Annotated in this window: 14 protein-coding genes; 6 read left to right on the plus strand and 8 right to left on the minus strand. The window is 38.6% G+C overall.

Annotation, left to right across the window (positions count from 1 at the left end; translation table 11 throughout):
• Window positions 1-2 precede the first annotated feature (2 nt).
• The 4 genes from MKY51_RS13740 to MKY51_RS13755 form a co-directional block, all read right to left on the minus strand.
• Window positions 3-827, minus strand: coding sequence for a hypothetical protein (locus MKY51_RS13740; RefSeq protein WP_339172989.1), 825 nt, complete (start codon window positions 825-827; stop codon window positions 3-5).
• A complete protein-coding gene (locus MKY51_RS13745; RefSeq protein ID WP_339172992.1) occupies window positions 824-1,513 on the minus strand; it encodes an ABC transporter ATP-binding protein in 690 nt (229 codons plus the stop codon). Before MKY51_RS13745 ends, MKY51_RS13740 begins: the two co-directional genes overlap by 4 nt.
• On the minus strand, window positions 1,506-1,883 hold the full coding sequence (locus MKY51_RS13750; RefSeq protein WP_339172995.1) for a GntR family transcriptional regulator: 378 nt from the start codon (window positions 1,881-1,883) through the stop codon (window positions 1,506-1,508). Before MKY51_RS13750 ends, MKY51_RS13745 begins: the two co-directional genes overlap by 8 nt.
• Before the next feature lie 178 nt (window positions 1,884-2,061).
• Window positions 2,062-3,357: a transglutaminase domain-containing protein gene (locus tag MKY51_RS13755; protein ID WP_339172997.1), complete on the minus strand. Its 1,296-nt coding sequence runs from the start codon at window positions 3,355-3,357 to the stop codon at window positions 2,062-2,064.
• Between the two features lie 233 nt (window positions 3,358-3,590).
• On the opposite strand from MKY51_RS13755, the gene MKY51_RS13760 reads away from it, so the two are divergent.
• From MKY51_RS13760 to MKY51_RS13780, 5 genes are all read left to right on the plus strand, one after another.
• Window positions 3,591-5,678, plus strand: a complete 2,088-nt coding sequence (locus MKY51_RS13760; protein WP_339172999.1) for a DUF2339 domain-containing protein — start codon at window positions 3,591-3,593, stop codon at window positions 5,676-5,678.
• A 114-nt stretch (window positions 5,679-5,792) separates the two neighbouring features.
• Complete coding sequence (locus MKY51_RS13765; RefSeq protein ID WP_339173001.1) at window positions 5,793-6,248, plus strand: helix-turn-helix domain-containing protein; 456 nt, start codon at window positions 5,793-5,795, stop codon at window positions 6,246-6,248.
• Window positions 6,249-6,443: 195 nt separating this feature from the next.
• The gene (locus MKY51_RS13770; protein WP_339173004.1) at window positions 6,444-7,616 is read left to right on the plus strand and encodes an endonuclease Q family protein; all 1,173 of its coding nucleotides are present in this window, start codon (window positions 6,444-6,446) and stop codon (window positions 7,614-7,616) included.
• Between the two features lie 122 nt (window positions 7,617-7,738).
• On the plus strand, window positions 7,739-10,444 hold the full coding sequence (locus MKY51_RS13775; RefSeq protein WP_339173007.1) for an ATP-binding protein: 2,706 nt from the start codon (window positions 7,739-7,741) through the stop codon (window positions 10,442-10,444).
• A complete protein-coding gene (locus MKY51_RS13780) occupies window positions 10,437-11,252 on the plus strand; it encodes a protein-glutamate O-methyltransferase CheR (protein ID WP_339173009.1) in 816 nt (271 codons plus the stop codon). The genes MKY51_RS13775 and MKY51_RS13780 overlap by 8 nt, the downstream gene beginning before the upstream one ends.
• Window positions 11,253-11,381: 129 nt before the next feature.
• On the opposite strand, the gene MKY51_RS13785 is transcribed toward MKY51_RS13780, so the two are convergent.
• Window positions 11,382-12,518: a fused response regulator/phosphatase gene (locus MKY51_RS13785; RefSeq protein ID WP_339173013.1), complete on the minus strand. Its 1,137-nt coding sequence runs from the start codon at window positions 12,516-12,518 to the stop codon at window positions 11,382-11,384.
• 460 nt (window positions 12,519-12,978) lie between these two features.
• Between MKY51_RS13785 and MKY51_RS13790 the strand changes: the two genes are divergently transcribed.
• Entirely contained in the window at window positions 12,979-13,506 is a 528-nt protein-coding gene (locus tag MKY51_RS13790; RefSeq protein ID WP_339173016.1) for a DUF2179 domain-containing protein, read from the plus strand.
• 56 nt (window positions 13,507-13,562) lie between these two features.
• On the opposite strand, the gene MKY51_RS13795 is transcribed toward MKY51_RS13790, so the two are convergent.
• From MKY51_RS13795 to MKY51_RS13805, 3 genes are all read right to left on the minus strand, one after another.
• Window positions 13,563-14,519, minus strand: a complete 957-nt coding sequence (locus MKY51_RS13795) for an alpha-L-glutamate ligase (RefSeq protein ID WP_339173018.1) — start codon at window positions 14,517-14,519, stop codon at window positions 13,563-13,565.
• Window positions 14,520-14,675: 156 nt separating this feature from the next.
• Window positions 14,676-16,379 (minus strand): sensor domain-containing diguanylate cyclase, encoded by a 1,704-nt coding sequence (locus MKY51_RS13800; protein WP_339173022.1) that lies wholly within the window; start codon window positions 16,377-16,379, stop codon window positions 14,676-14,678.
• Window positions 16,380-16,593: 214 nt separating this feature from the next.
• Entirely contained in the window at window positions 16,594-17,115 is a 522-nt protein-coding gene (locus tag MKY51_RS13805; RefSeq protein ID WP_339173025.1) for a GNAT family N-acetyltransferase, read from the minus strand.
• Between the last annotated feature and the right edge of the window lie 11 nt (window positions 17,116-17,126).

Raw genomic sequence — 17,126 nt, forward strand, 5'->3', positions numbered from 1 at the left:
CTCTACACATTAATTTTTCGGTTTAATAAACGGTCTGCAAAATAAACAGCCAATGCGATTACTATCATACTGCTACCAATTGTCATTAAAACAATTTCATTCAAATAAAAGTAATCAGTAATTATTTGAATAAAGACCGGGATAATAATAACAATTACTGAAATAACGATATAAATTAATGCAAAGAAAATTCCTTTAAGTTGGTAGCTACGTTCTAATAAAACGGCAGTAAAAAAGATTGCTACAAGCGCTGTCCCTATTCCGTAATAAAATATAAATTGTAACGGTGAATTCGGGTACAAAATTTGCAGTGCTTCGGCAGAATAAATATAAATAACACTTGGATCAAAGTACAGTTGTTCCGGGACAATCAATTGAATGACTTGTTTCAAAACTTCAAGTAAGATGATTTGCATCCCCAGTAAACCGAAAACGAAAAGTAATATCGTTGTCAGTTTGGCAAAATACACATTTCTGCGTGCTGTAGGGAGCATAAGCAAACGATAAATAACCGATGATTTTCCTAACCAGTCACGATACCAAATAAAAAATACATACATCATAAGTACAGCTGCTGCAAATGCAATGGACAAAATGAAGTATTCCGAATACAAAAAGTTCTGTAGAGAATATGCGCTATAGTTTTGTATATAGTCGCTTACTGTCAATTGCTCACGCCCCATTGTTTTCTCCGCTTCGCTTACATAATGTAAAGACGTTATAATAGCCCCGATAATTTGGGCTGCTACTACCGCAATGATTAAAGATAGATAAAGTTTACTAAATCGTTTCACTTCAAAATTGACGAGTTTTATATAGTGATTCACCCGACATACACCTCCCGCATTACATCTACTACGGATTTGCCTTCTGTTTCCCGCATCTCTTCCACATTCATTTCTCTTAATACACGGCCGTCCCCAATGAGCACTGCCTTGTCGATTAAATGTTCGATATCATTGATTTCATGTGTTGTAATAATGACGCCGCGATTTTCGATTAAATGACTCGTAAAGACATTGGCAATCTGTTCTCTTGAAAAGATATCGATTCCTGAAAATGGCTCATCCATCAGGATGTAGTCCACATCCAATGCCAAACCAAGCAGTAAATTGACTTTTGCCGTGTTTCCTTTTGACAGGCTTGAAATTTTATCGTTCGGATCCAGTTGAAAGAATGCGAGAAGTTCTGTTGCCCGCTGTTCATTCCACACTTTATAAAAATCGGCCATAAATTCGAAGCTTTGTGCAATTGTATAGTTTGGTGACATTGTCAGACGATCTGGAATATACGTAATTTTTTCGTATGCGTCTTTGCTGATTTTTTTGCCATCGATTAATATTTCGCCACGGTCAATCGGCGTGAGCGCCATAATTGATTTCATAATGGTCGTTTTTCCTGCACCGTTAATTCCGATCAGGCATGTAATTTGCCCTTTTTCTGCAGTAAAGCTCATATCTTTCAATACTTGCTTTCTTTTATATTTTTTAGAGACATTTTTTACTTCAATCACGCTGCTCCGCCTCCTCATACTGTTTCTGTACGAGCTCCATTATTTCGGGAAGTGGCGCATTGATTGATTTTATGGAACTGATAAATACTTGCACCGCTTCACTGATTAATTCTTCACGAACACTTTTTAGTACCGTTTCATCTTTCGTAATGCAACTTGGCATATTACCTTCTGTATAAATCAATTTCTGCTCCTCCATTTCCTTATAGGCGCGCTGCACTGTATTCGGGTTGATTTTGAGCTGATTGGCCAACTCCCGTCTTGATGGTATGACGTGGCCTGGCGCAAACGAACCTTTTGCAATTTGCTCTTTAAAATGACGGATAACCTGCACATACACAGGATCCCGGTTATTGAATTTCACATCCACCTTATTCAGCTCCTTTCGTGTATTACTCCCTTAGTACACTATCCGCAAAAAAATACCGCTACGAACTGTACTCTGTACTAACCTCTTAATACAGTATGCATAAAAAAATGTATTAAGCACTTCATACACCTAATAAGTGTATTATGTGGTTAATACATTTCTTTGTCAATATTATTTTTTACAGGTAATCATTTACAGCAGTTTTCGGATAATCCGATTTAATCCATTCATGGTCTTTTGAAAGTTTCTCATCGCTTATAAGGAAATACTGGTAATGGACTCGATCTCCCTGATCCGGAACCGGGTCATTCCATGTAATATCAAGGTGATACCACTGTCCATCCACTTTCACCAAATTCCAGGCATGTGGTCCCCCTGCATTTCCGACAACATATTTCGCCTCGATATCGAGTGCTTCAAACATTAATAAAGCCGCCAATGCATATCCTTCACAGACACCTTCGCCATTCATTAATACAGAATACGGGGTATGCGGATTTGCTTTACTGTTCACATTGTACGCTGTGTGCACGACTAAATAATCATTCACAAATTTCACTTTCTCCGATTCCGTTGCATTGTCCGGAATGGTATTGATAATTTGATCGATTTTCCCGAGAACAATGGCATTTTCCTCTGCAGTCAAATCATAGTTGACCGTTGCATTCCATTCCACTTTATTGCCATAGTATTTGGCACGTGTTGAGAACTCGCCCATGACCGCCCATAAATACGGTTCATTTTTTTCCAGCCATGCAAATACTTCATCGATTGTCGTTTCAAAATCGGAGACATCCCCCTCATAGTACACCGTAAACTGATGTTCAAACTGTGACATATGATGGGCGATTGCCTGGCCTAACTGCTCTACATTTGTTACTGCCTGCGGTAAATCTTTTACATCATAAACCGGAACGACTTTCTTATTCGCCAAATCCTGAAAGTTAAAGCTTTGCAGTTTATTTTCACCTTGCATAAAGCTTGTCACAATCTGATCGATTTTATCTTCCAAGTTAACATTCAGTTTCAGTTGAATGTTTTCGTCAACTGTCGGCAATGTCAATGAAGAGGCTTTTACTTCGTCTTTCAAAATTCCGCCTGAAAGAATTGTCGCGAGGAGAAAGAGGCAGGTAAACATCCCTTTCGAATACGTTAAGGCACTTGCATACAGTTTTGTAAAAGGATTTCTCGTCATCCGATTCAACTCTGTATTTGCTTTCAGTTCGAATTGATCTCGGTCTCTCGAGGCAAACAATCGATTCGGTTTGGCCGTTGCGTTATTAAAAACGCTTTTATATACGTCAAAAAGCTGTTGCTTATTTCCTTTTGCCAGTTTTATTTGTTTAATATGCTGCCTGATTCCTTTTCGTATTCTACTGCGAATATATAATTGTGCGGTAAAGGAACGTAACAGCTTTATAAAAATTACTAGGACGATTAGAAAAATGATGGAAAAAATAATTAAATTACTCATATTACCCCCTACTAATTTTCTTTATTTATTTCTATATTACTTAATTATAGTTTCAAATGATAAATAATATGCATGCCAATCTCATAAATCGTCGTTGTATTAGATTCCCCGTTCATTATTGATAGAATAGCTTTATAGTGCATGAATTTTCCGAAAACAATTTACTTCCACAATATAAAAGTGTAAAATTACACTAATAGAGTATCATTACTTTTATTGAAAGAGGTGATTGTGTGGAAAGAGATACAGAAATGCTGGAACGGATCGCGGCTTTGGAACAGGAAGTACGCTCCTTGAAAACAGAAGTACAGCAGTTAAAGCAGCATGTGAAAATTGAACAAGTTGAAGTTGCACCTGTCAAAAAAGAACCAGTAAAACCATTTGACCGGAAAAAACTACCCGTACCAGATACCGTTGCTGTTCCGAAAGAAGACCCGATTCCCAAAAAGGAAAAGCGGTCACTGGAAGAACTGTTTACTCGTGCATTGCCGCGCATCTTTACCGTCATTTTAGTGCTCGGTGTCCTTTGGGGCTTGAAACTCGTGAGTGATTACGGATTTTTATCAGACAGCATCAAAATTATTGCCGGCTTTGTATTATCGATCGGTCTTGGCGCATGTGCCTATTATATGGAGAAAAAGAAAAAAGGATCGCGGGTTGTTGCGTTATCGCTATACGGCGGTGCCTTCATTGTCGGGATTTTAACAACGGCTGCGGGAGCAATATTATATGACGTGCTCAGTTTATATGTCGCACTCGTTTTTGCACTGATCTACATTGTTTACGGAGTTTTCATCAGCTATGTTAAAGGAAATGAAGCATTGACGGCACTCGTTGTGTTTACGTCACTATTACTGCCGTATTTACTGGAATACATGCAGTTTAGCGGAGTTATTATCGGCATTTTCGTCGTGTTGCTGTTCGCCGTTGTGCAAGTCGTTATTTTAAAGCATACACAGCGTAGAGCACTTTATATCGGGACCGCTTTTTCAGTTTTAGCACTGGCGGTTGTTTCAATATTTCATGATGAACGACTCGTCTTTTTTGCATTTGCGATTATAGCAGTTTTCAGTCTGTTCCTCTTAAGTTTCTTAAGGTTATATTCTAGTAATAGTAAATTGCATGCTAGTTTACTATTCACCTTTACAGTCATCATCTTGTCATTAATAAACGGTATTCTTTCTCAAGAAGAGACTCCGTTACTCATCGCTCTTGTTTTGTTCTTTGCGATTGTAGCCGGCGCTTTATATATCGTTTTCAAGCGTGCGGACCGACTGATGATCGATATGTTCGGCACATTGTCGGCTATTGTACTGCTGAATATCATTACCCAACTCAATATTTCAAGTGAAATGTCATTGCTTCTGATGATTGTTGTGGCATTTGGCGGAATGGTCGTTGCGGTGAAGCATGCGATTTTATTCATGAAATGGGTTAAGGGCATTACGTTTTCTGTACTCGCCTTTTTCGTTTTAATGTTTTATGAAGTAGAGCCATTCTCCTCGTTAAAACATTTGAACATTGTTCTTGTTATTGCGATGCTTGTCGTTCTTTATAAAGTGCTGCTTCAGTATAAAGCTGCACCGGTTGAAGAGAAAAAGAGACTTTTCAAATTGGAAGACATTTATCCGTGCCTATTATATTTAGTTGCCCTGCTGTATGTTTGGAAACTGGACTGGGCGTATATGCCGCAGCATTATACAACGTTTTTAGCATTTAGTGTCATCGCGTTTGCTTTTGCCGCAGTTTTAGTTATTAAACGTGGTATTGTCGGCAAATTTCTGCCTTGGCTTGCTACTGGGGTTTACGGATTTGCGGGACTTGTTTTACTTTCCACTGTATGGGTTGACGACCAGGCAGTTCTTGTCGCAATTATTGTCCGCATTCTTTACTTTGCGATTCTGTGGGCAATTGTTGCAGATGCTTGGGAACAAGGATGGATTTATAAAAACTACAAAACGTTTTTCAGCCAAAATACAGAGAAATTGACGATTGCCAGTATGATTATTTCGATTATATGGATCTTCAGTATTACGAATTTCATGAATTTCCATGATCTCATCAATTGGAGCTCAGCGGTCATTCTAAATACGGTATTCATTTTCATCATCGCCTGCTTCTCGCTGTTCCTTGCAGCAAAACGCAGCTATTCGAATTTGAAAATGGTCGGTATTGGCTTACTGTTCTTCGGAATTATTAAAATGATTTTCTTCGATTTATCCGAGCTCGACATTCTGATTCGTTCGATTTCATTCATCATTATCGGGGCAATCGGACTTGTCATTTCAAACAAGCTTCTCGGAAAAGGAAAAGACGAATAGAATTGTTAGTTTAAATAGCCTGGGCGATTGTGCTCAGGCTATTTTTTATTTCAACCCGTCGAAATAAAAATGGCATTATGTTATATTTAGTGTATTATTACACGAGGTGATTCGATGGATCGAGATTTTATCATACAAATAACTTCGGAAAGTTTGAAACTTATCCGTACTGAAAATAATTATACGCAAGATAAAATGGCCGAAATTTTGGGCATTTCTAAAAAGACACTCGTACAGATTGAAAAAGAACGCACGTATGCTAACTGGACAACGACGATTGCGATCTGTGCCCTGTTCCGTCACAGTGAAACATTGCAAAACCGCATTGGCGGCGATCCGATGGAAGTCATTGAACTTACAGCGCATAATGTCATCATTACCCCACGTGAAAAAACGTTGGGTGGTTATATATGGTGGAAGAACATTGATGAATATAAAAATCACCGTCTTCAGCAAAATCTGTTAAGTAAGCATTACCGCATTTTGGACGATGAAAACTATCGAATCATCAGTACATTTGAGGAAGCTGTCGTAATGGAAAAATGGCAAGCGATAAAATCCATTATTTAACTAAATTATTTTGAGACTTTCCTGCCGATTGGAATTTCCCCTGTCAGCAGGATTTTTTATTGTACCCGCTAATGATTTATTTCGGATGAACCCCCCTTAAAATAATTTCCTGTAAATAAACTCCCCCTCCCCTGTAAATAAACTTCGAATTTCGGGTATATTTGATTAAACGAATCTTTTAAGGATGTGTGTACTTTGTGGAAGGAAATTTATGCGGATTTACATATACATATCGGGCGTACTTATAAAGGGCGGGCAGTAAAAATAACGGGAAGTAAAAACTTGACGCTGACAAATATATTGGAAACCGCTACATCTAGAAAAGGATTGGATTTAATCGGCATTATCGATTGTCATTCACCGGAAGTCATCGAAGAAGTTGAACAGCTTCTTCAAGAACAAAAAGCGACAGAAATACCTGAAGGCGGCATTCGTTATAAAAAGACGACGCTCATTTTAGGAACGGAAATCGAGATTTATGATGTGAATTGTCATGGACCGATCCACGTTCTTTGCTATATCCCAACACTTACGAAGATGAAGGAGTTTTCCGGCTGGCTCCAGCTTCATCAGAAGAACATTCATTTGAGCACACAGCGGACACGTCTTGATGGCCGGACACTGCAGGAAAAGGTCCGTGAACTTGGCGGGCTGTTTATCCCGGCCCATGTATTTACCCCGTTTAAAAGTCTTTTTGGGAAAGGTGTTAAAAGCAGCTTAACGGAAGTATTTGATCCGAATCTGATTGATGGAATCGAACTTGGTTTAAGTTCGGATACAATGATGGTCAAGGGGATTAGTGAATTGGCCCCGTATAGCTTTGTGACAAATTCGGATGCGCATTCTTTAGGAAAACTTGCCCGTGAATATCAGAAAATCCGGGTAAAGGATGCAAATTTTGAAGAGCTGAGAAAAGCACTCCACCAAATTGAGGGCAGAGAAATTATCGCTAATTACGGACTTAATCCCCTTCTCGGCAAATATCATGAGACGGTATGTGCCAACTGCGGTGAACAATTAACAGAAGATGGTCATAGCCGCTGCCCTCATTGCGGAAAGGAACAGCTGATCAAAGGCGTTGCAAAAAGAATTGTAGAATTAACGGATAACCCGCAGCTTAAAATTAGCAGACCTCCGTATATTCATCAAGTTCCGCTCGACTTCATTCCGGGTATCGGATCGAAAACAATCGATAAGATGCTGGATGCGTTTGGAACCGAGATGAATATTTTGCATGAGGCTTCATTGGAAGAATTGAAAAACGTCATTCCCGAAAAACTCGCAGTGCTGATCGACTTATCGAGAAAAGGAAAAATTGCCATAACCGGGGGTGGCGGTGGAGTTTACGGGAAAATTGATACGAATTGATTTGATTAACGATTTAACATTAAAATTCTTTCTGCTTTTTAAATCATCATATTCGTACACTCTACTAAGTTATAGTATACTTAGTTGATAGTAATTTTATATAAAGGCAGGGTAGGAACATAATGAAGATTAAACGTAAATTGGGCATTGGCTTCAAAATTACGAGTGGATATATTATTTTAATAGTATGTTTAATCGTTGCGGCGCTTGTCTTAAATAACCAAATAACAAGTTTACAAAAAGAACGAAACGGAATCATTAAATATGATTCTCAAATGCGTATGATGTCAAATAATCTGGAACGCCAAATTCTTAATATGGAATCCTCCTTACATCGCTATTTAATAACAGACGATGAAACGCATTTAAATAAATATAATGAAGAAATCGCAACATGGAAAGCATCCTATGATGAGTTAAACACCATTGTTAATAGCTTTTCAAGCGGTCAGCAACAGCTGGAAGTAGTTCATAGCAGTATCGAAGATTGGATTCAAAATATCGGACAACCTCTAATGAACGCAATAGTTGCTAATGATAATGAAGAAATCCTTTCCATGTTCAACGGTACACAAAGCAGCATGACCATTAGTGAATTGCAGCAGGATTTCACCGCTTTCCGTACGTTTGAAACAGAAGCGATTCAAGCAAAAGTTACAGAGCTTAATGATCAAAACACGGCATTAACTTATAGTCTTTTTGCAATTTTAACGCTAATTGCGACAGTAACGATCGTTATTTTCACAATTATTTCACGTAATATTGCCGGGTCGATCAACGAAGTAACGGAAGCCATTCAGGATATGAATGCATCTGACGGTCGAGTACGGAAACGTATTACAGTCAAAACGAACGATGAAGTAAGAGATCTGGTTATGGCGACGAATTCGCTCCTTACGACAATGGAAAACCGTCAGTGGTACCAAACGAACTTGGCCGAAGTTGTAACAGCCTACCAAGGTGTCGATACACTTGATGAATTGGGCGACGTATTACTGAAATCGTTGACGACTCGTACACATTCGGTATACGGTGCATTTTTCATTCAGGATATTCGCAACCGTAACAAGTTCAATAAAATTTCTGCCTTCGCGGAAACTGGCGATGATGTAGGTCGTGACAGCTTTGAAGTTGGACAAGGCTTCATCGGTCAGAGTGTAAAAGAAAAACGCGTATTAAGCTATGACAACAAAGATAACAGCTTCCACTACCTGGAAACATCACTTGGAAATATTCCGATTTCGAACGGTATTATCGTTCCTGTACTTTTCGGAAAAGAAGTTGTCGCTGTTTTTGAATTAGCTTCACTTAAGCCTTATAGCCAACAACATCGTGATCTTATTAAAGAAGTTGTTGTACATTTAGGTGTAACGATCAACAGTATTATTGGTCGTATGGAAGTTGTTCGCCTATTAAATGAATCACAGGCAATGACAGAAGAATTACAAGTTCAGTCAGAAGAGCTTCAAACACAATCTGAAGAACTAAAAATGCAAACTGAAGAATTGACTACGATTAATGAACGTTTAGAAGAACGTACACGTGATGCGGAACAGAAAACGCATGAACTGGAAAAAGTACAGGTTGAGTTAAGACAGAGTGCAGAACAGCTGCGTCAAAGCTCAAATTACAAATCCGAGTTCCTTGCGAATATGTCCCATGAATTGCGTACACCGCTGAACAGTATTTTAATCTTGTCTGAAATGCTGGCGGAAAACCATGAACATCATTTATCTGAAGATGAATTGGAATATGCAAAAGTAATCCATGATTCAGGTGAAGATTTGCTGAACCTGATTAATGACATTCTGGATCTATCAAAAGTTGAAGCCGGAAAAATGGATTTATGGTTCAGAGAGATGGATGTATATGAAATTCCACAGCATATTCAAAGTTTATTCCAGCCTGTAGCGAACCAAAAAGGCCTGGAATTATCTGTGGAAGTTGCAAACGATCTTGCTGAAATTTTCCATACGGATGTAAAACGATTCCATCAAGTATTAAATAATCTGCTTTCCAATGCACTGAAGTTTACTGAGGAAGGTTCGGTAACGGTGAAGGTGGATAAAGCACGTCTAACACCTGACATGAGACACCTTAGCGACACATGGATTGCAGTTAGTGTGACAGATACAGGTATCGGTATTCCGAAAAACAAACAAAGCCTTGTCTTTGAATCGTTCCAGCAAGCGGACGGCGCAACTGTTCGCAAATATGGCGGAACAGGCTTAGGTCTATCGATTTGCCGTGAAGTTACAAAACTTCTTGGTGGCTGGATTACATTATCAAGTACTGAAGGTAAAGGCAGTACGTTTACAGTTTACTTGCCAAGCTTACCTGAAGGGAATGCTGTACATTCGAGCATTGCTGAACAGGAAGCGGTTTATACAGAAGAGACTCCTGCGCTTCCAATGGGGGAACCTAAATCAATATTTGAAGATAAGCATATTTTGATTGTTGATGATGATTACCGTAATATTTATGCGCTTCGTCAAGCATTGGAGCATAAAGGTGTTCACATTATAGAAGCTTCTAACGGTGTGGAATGTCTGAACATTTTACAGACGGCGACACGCGTGGATGCTGTTCTGATGGATATTATGATGCCTGAAATGGACGGTTACGAAGCAATGGAGCGTATCCGTAAAGATTTACAATTACATGAGCTGCCGATTATTGCATTAACAGCAAAAGCGATGAAACAAGACCAAGATCGCGCATTTGAAGCAGGGGCTTCCGATTATATAAGCAAGCCTCTAAACTTGGAACAACTCTTCTCCGTACTAACGGTATGGCTCACAAGTGGGGAACGTTTACGAAATGTATAGAAAGAAGTTAGAGATACGCTTGTTATTAGAAGCGATTTACTCATTATCTGGATATGATTTCCGAAAGTATAATCAACAATCAATATTACGACGCATTGAACATCGCATGCGGCTTAACAATTTTTCTTCAATCTCTCAATTAACCGAAGCGATTATTTATGATAAAGAGTTATTGAAAGTGCTGCTTAATGATTTTTCGATTAATGTAACTGAAATGTTCCGGGACCCCTCGTTTTTCAGGGCGTTCCGGGAAGAGATTATTCCACAACTGAAACAGCTCGATAAAATTCGGATATGGCATGCAGGCTGTGCAACAGGCGAAGAAGTTTATTCAATGGCCATCATGCTGCATGAAGAAGGTCTGCTGGATCGTACGATGATGTATGCGACCGATATGAACGAAGATGTGCTGAAAAAGGCAGAGCATGGGGCCTTCCCTCTTCATAAAATGCAAGCCTATACGAAGAATTATATTTTAGCTGGCGGGACAGAAAGCTTTTCCCAATACTATAAAACGGATGACAGTTTTGCTTCTTTCCATCCTTGCTTAAGGGAAAATATCATGTTTGCCCAGCACAATCTGGCTACAGATAAATCGTTTCAGGAATTTGATGTGATCATCTGCCGTAATGTGCTCATTTATTTTACACCTGAGCTGCAGCATGAAGTGCATCATCTCTTTTACGATAGCTTAACAAGAAGCGGATATCTGGGATTAGGCGATAAAGAAACATTGCAGTTTACTCCGCTCGTATCCAAATACCGCACCGTTAATTCAACGGAACGCATCTATCAAAAAAGATTTTAGCATTGAATAAGCAAAAAAATGGTACATCTATTACGGATGTGCCATTTTTTATTTTGGATGAGATGAAACAGCAAAAAACTCAATCTTTCTACAAGAGAAAAATTGAGTTCTTATATTTAAATCCGTTTATTAACTATTGGCACGCAATAATAGAACACACATATCATCCGGCTGATTATGCTGCTGTTCGCCTTTCACTAAATAGTCGATCGGTGGAATATCCGTCGACCAGTGATTACTCGCAATTTTGCATAGCTCTTTATCAGACTCCAGCTCACACGGACCCATCGCTTCCAATACCCCATCTGTAAAGAGAACAATTTGAATAGACGAATTATATGGAATAATCGCCTTTTCGATTTTAATATCTTCAACAAAACCTACTGCATAGCTCGTATGCGTAATCGGCACAGTCTTTTCGCCATCAACAAAAGCATAGCCTTTTGGATGGCCTGCATTGACGTATTCCACTGTCTTTTTCTTCGTATCGATAATAAAATATACACCGGTGAAATAATACAATATATTTTCTTTTTCATTTTGCAGTAAATTCATATAACGATTCAACTCTGCAATAACAAGCTCAGGGTCTGTCAGCTTTTTAATCGCCTCACGCAAAACTGATGAAATATACATGCAAACAAGCGATGCGGACACACCATGCCCCATCATATCCAATAACATGACAGCATAGCGGTCTTCATCGAGCTTGTCCCAATAATATAAATCGCCTGCCAGATTCGACGATGGCAAATAAGAAGCGGTAATCGAAATATTCGGTTCATGAACAGGTGGGCTTAAAAGGCTTTGTTGGACACGTGCAGCCAGATCCAACTCTCTTTGGATAATCTTTTCCTGATTTGTATGCCAGTCCAGTTCTTTTTTCAGCCTTTTCCCGACACGGATACGGGCTAATAACTCTATTCGATTAATTGGTTTTGTTATGTAATCAATGCCGCCAACATCTAAAGCTTCCGACAACTTCACCTTGTCTTCAAGTGCAGTGACGAAAATCACCTGGATATCTTTCCATTGAGGATTTTGTTTTAAAATACGACAAGCTTCAATTCCGTCCATCTCTGGCATCATAACATCCAATAAAATAACATTAATGTCATAGCACTTAGGAGCATTGGATGGATCTAGGTAGTCAAACATTTCTTTTGCAGATTGTACGGAAACAAACTTCTCATAACCATCACTTTTTAAAATTTTTTCAATAACGAAGAGGTTAACTTGGTTATCGTCTACAACAAGAATGGTCATTACATCAACTTCTCTCTATTTTTTTAGATAAAGCATTAATTCATTGCCCGTTCTACATAATTATACAGAAAACAACACGTAAAAGAAATGCGGAGGCTTTTATGTCAACATTTCAGTCTATAAGTCTTATTAGCTATGTACTATATATAGTATTTAAATGATTAATAGTTTGCTCCGGAAAACTCCTACACAATCTTCTGCTTGAAGGGCAATATTTAATAACGAATAATTTATCACGAATTATCCTCATATATGTTTCCCACAAAAGAGGGATGGGTAAACATATAAGTTATGTTTTTTTTGAGAAATTTTGCATAGACGATTCTTTATTGGGAAAAATGGTATTAGGCAAGTTGAATAATATTCGGGATTATACTTCTCTATATAATCTTATCTATTGCATTTGTAAGAGTGCACATATTATGATGAGATGATCATTTAAAGAAAAGGATTCGATTTGATGAAAGAAATTTTGCTTATACTATTATTACAACTACTTTATGTCCCTTTATTTACACTGCGTACAATCTTTTTAGTTAAAAATATTACAACGCTCGCATCCATGATCGGGATTGTTGAAATGCTCATCTATGTGTTTGGTCTGTCTCTTGTTTTCAGCGGTGACCAAGGTTTACTTGCAATGATCGTTTATGCGGTCGGGTTTGGTCTAGGGATTATTATCGGAACGCGCATCGAGCAAAAGCTTGCGATTGGCTATATTTACGTTACGATCAATACGCAAATCCGTAATGAAGAGCTGATTCAGGTTATGAGAAATGAAGGATTTGCGGTAACGACATTCGTTGGGGAAGGCCGTGACAGCCAGCGTTATAAATATGAAATTTTAACGAAACGGAATCGTGAAAAAGAATTATTTATGCTTGTCCAGCATCATGAGCCATCAGCGTTTATTATTTCTTATGAACCGAAATCGTTTAAAGGCGGTTTCTTAGTAAAACGAATGAAGCAGCATAAGAAACATAAATAAAAGAGTCCAATGAAGAAAGTGCAGTATTGCGCTCCACCTTCATTGGACTTCTTATATTAGTTCACTTTTTGAGCTGTTACTTTTTCCAGTTCCTGTCCTAAAAACTTCGCAAGCTGCAGCATTGCATACTTCTCTTCTTTTGCCTCTGCGTCCGGGTTGTAGTTCGTATTTGTGTTGACATCATACGTAAATACTTCGCCTTTTGCATTGCGGATAAATTCAATGCCCGCTACATCAATTCCACTGTCTTTCAGGAAATTTGCATAGTTTTCAAGCAGCTTTGTTTCGTTGTTTTTGACGATTTCAAATTTTGCACGCTGTTCTTTCGGCTCTTCCCCTACCGGACAGAACAAATCGCCAATTTGGCATACGTCTGCAGGACAAAGCTCAAATCCTTCTGATGTATCGACTTGAACTGAGTAGAAATACTCGCCGCCGATAAATTCAACACGTGTAATGTACGATTCAGGTGATTCGATATATTCCTGAATTAGCACAATTCCATCAACAGGCTCTTCATAGTCCGGTTTGGCCAAATGCTCTTCAAGTGCGGCGATTGAATAGAACAGTTGAACGCCTAATCCTTTTCCTGCACGATTATGCTTTGTAATAAACGGTACGATATTCAGTGCTTTTGCTGCTTCAACAATTTGCTGTTTTCCAACAGCAGCAATTGTTTTCGGTGTTTTAATTCCGTGCTTTTCCAGTGCCGTATACTGTTTTACTTTACTTAACTCCAAGCGTAATGCATTGCTGCCGTTCAATACTTTTCTTCCGTGGAATTCAAGCCAGTCCAGTACTGCTCCTGTCAGTTCAGGTGCGTAACGGTGATCACGCGTATGTGATGAGGCACTCATTCGGTTGTAGAATACGCCTTCTGGTGGAGCTTCAGTTAAATTGACGATTCCCTCGTCTAAATGCCAAGTTTCATATGGTAAGTTTAATTCTTCTAAACGATTTACTAAGTGACGCGTCCAATCATCATTTTCATGGATTACGTAGATTTTTGCCATCTGTCATTCCTCCGATATGTTGCAAGCTTTTACACAGAATTTTTCAACTTTAAACATTGTACTTCCATCATACATTAATTCATATGAAATTAGTATGATTTGTTACCCGGTATGAAAATAATAAAAGAACTCCATAGCGTTAACTACGGAGTTCTTTTAACGTGAATACTCTGCTACTTTATTGCGTCCGGCCTGTTTGGCTCCGATATAAAGGGCACGGTCGGCATTGCGTAAAAGCCCTTTCGTTTCATCCGTATCGTCCGGTACATTCGAAACACCGATACTTACTGTAACGAAAACCAGCTCTCTTTGACCCTCTTCGGCTAAATCGGATTCAATTAAAAATGGGGTTACTTCTACACATTGACGAATCTCTTCACCTAACTGGACTGCTTCTTCCTTCGTCATATGCGGTAGGAGCATGACAAACTCTTCTCCCCCATACCTTGCCAAAACCGCTTCTTCCGGAACAAAGTTTTCCAGCAGCTTAGCAAAATTTTGAAGGATAATATTACCCGCATGATGGCCATACGTGTCATTAATTCGTTTGAAATAATCGATATCCATCATTAACAATGAAAACTGCAGATGGGGGTTCGCTTTAATCCGCTCCTGCTCCATCACTAGCCTTTTATCTAAATAATGATAATTATATAGACCTGTTAATGCACATGTCTCACTTTTCTCTACTGCTGCGCTGAAATATTTCGCTTTTTCCAGTGACACGGCAAAATACGTCGAAAGTAAGTGAACGATATCCATCTGATACTTTTCAAATGCATTCTTTTTACGCGCTGTTAAGACGAGTGTTCCTTCTGTTTTCTGGTTCCGGTGTATAGGAACAATCATGACACTGTTCATATCAAGAGGAATAAAATCAGGTGCATCTTTTTCCCATTCTTTTGCACTGGAGAACACTTTCTTGTCTTCCGTCTGGAAACAAATATGAATAAAAGAATCGCGGATTGAATCAGAATCAGCCTGAATCTCGATATCCTTTCCATCTACTCGTGCACGCAATATCACGTATTTTCCCTGAATATGGTCGACAAGATACATTGCATCATGTGCAAACAGCTGACTTACCCGGTGCATAAACAGTTCAATAATTTGCTGTGCGCTTAATCGGTCTGCCAGCTCATGCCCAAACTCGCTTGCTTTGCTGAGCGAATGGTTGACCCGTTCCGAAATATTGTACATTTTTGCAATAAACGTGATTGCAAAAAACGGAATGCCGAGCAGGAAGATTGCCGGTGATCCTATACTATTTATCAGAATAACTAATGTAACAGCAAATGGAATCGTAATGGTCGCACTGCCATAATCCCATAAAATATGCTCACTGAAAAACTTTTCATTTTCTCCTGTAAAACGGTCACGTACGTAGAGAATCGTATGATTGATAAATAAATGCAGGATGACAAATACGGTTCCGTATAAAAGTAAATGCGTTAAATTCGAATTCCCCACTTCAAAACCTGCTAAATGCACAATGCCCGCGGCGAAAAATGAAGTATAGGCAAACATCCATGAAGTAAAAATAATGCGGTAAAACGCATCTTTATGATTTCTCATCTGGTAAATAATCGGCAAAATACTTAACTGAACGATCAGCATTTCTGCCCCTACACCATACAGCAAAAAGGCCGCCAATGTTACCCATTGCGAAAGAATAATCGTCGTATTGCCGATTTGGAATGGGATCGCTGTTGTTATGAGTGCGAATATAGATAAATATAAGAAGATTTCCCAGTTGATCGGCTGACTAGGAAACAGAAAATATAATCCGTACATAAGGGGTAGCCCAGTAGCTAACCAAAGCAATAATACATTCTGTTTTGTCCTTCGATTAAATTCCATACCGGGGCCTCCTCTTTTACTGAAATGTCTGACAACATTTAGTATAACATGACTACTAAGGAATGTAGCATGTTTTAGTTCCTAATTTTTTATTTCTATTATCCTAACGATTTAAGAATTGATAGGTTATTAGCTACACCACACTGTAAAATAATAACATAATTATACAATTATTCAATAATATTATTTGAAATAATACAAAATATTCCAATATTTATTTGGAGCTTTGAATTACTTGTTCTACATTGTTCCAAACATAAATCTCTTCGTCCAATGTCTTGCCTGCTATCTTTATTTGAACTGTTTTGACGTACTCAGCCCCATAATATTGATAAAACTGTCTTGTCTTATTGTCTGCCAATACTTCGACATAGACCTTTTGATCGCCTTGTTGTAAAAAGGCGATCATCATTTGATTCAATAGTTTTTTTCCGACACCTTTGCCTTGCCATTCTTCAAGTAAATAAATGGATGTTAAATCACTTGCTCCTGGTTCTTTATTAGTTTCACGTTTGCCCCCTGTGACAAAACCAATAATTTCTCCCTCATTTTCTGCAACATAGATCGTATACGTTTTATCTGAAATATGGTTTCCCCAAAGTTTTGTGCGCTCTTCATAGCTTAGCCCGTCCAGAAAGCTCTGAGGAATAATGTCTTTATAGGTAGTTCGCCAACTATCGACGTGGACTTTGGCTATCCCCGTAGCATCACTTATTTTTGCTTTACGAATATTCATCATGTCTCTTC

The organism is Solibacillus sp. FSL R5-0691 (assembly GCF_037974225.1).
In the GTDB taxonomy this organism is placed as follows: Bacteria; Bacillota; Bacilli; order Bacillales_A; family Planococcaceae; genus Solibacillus.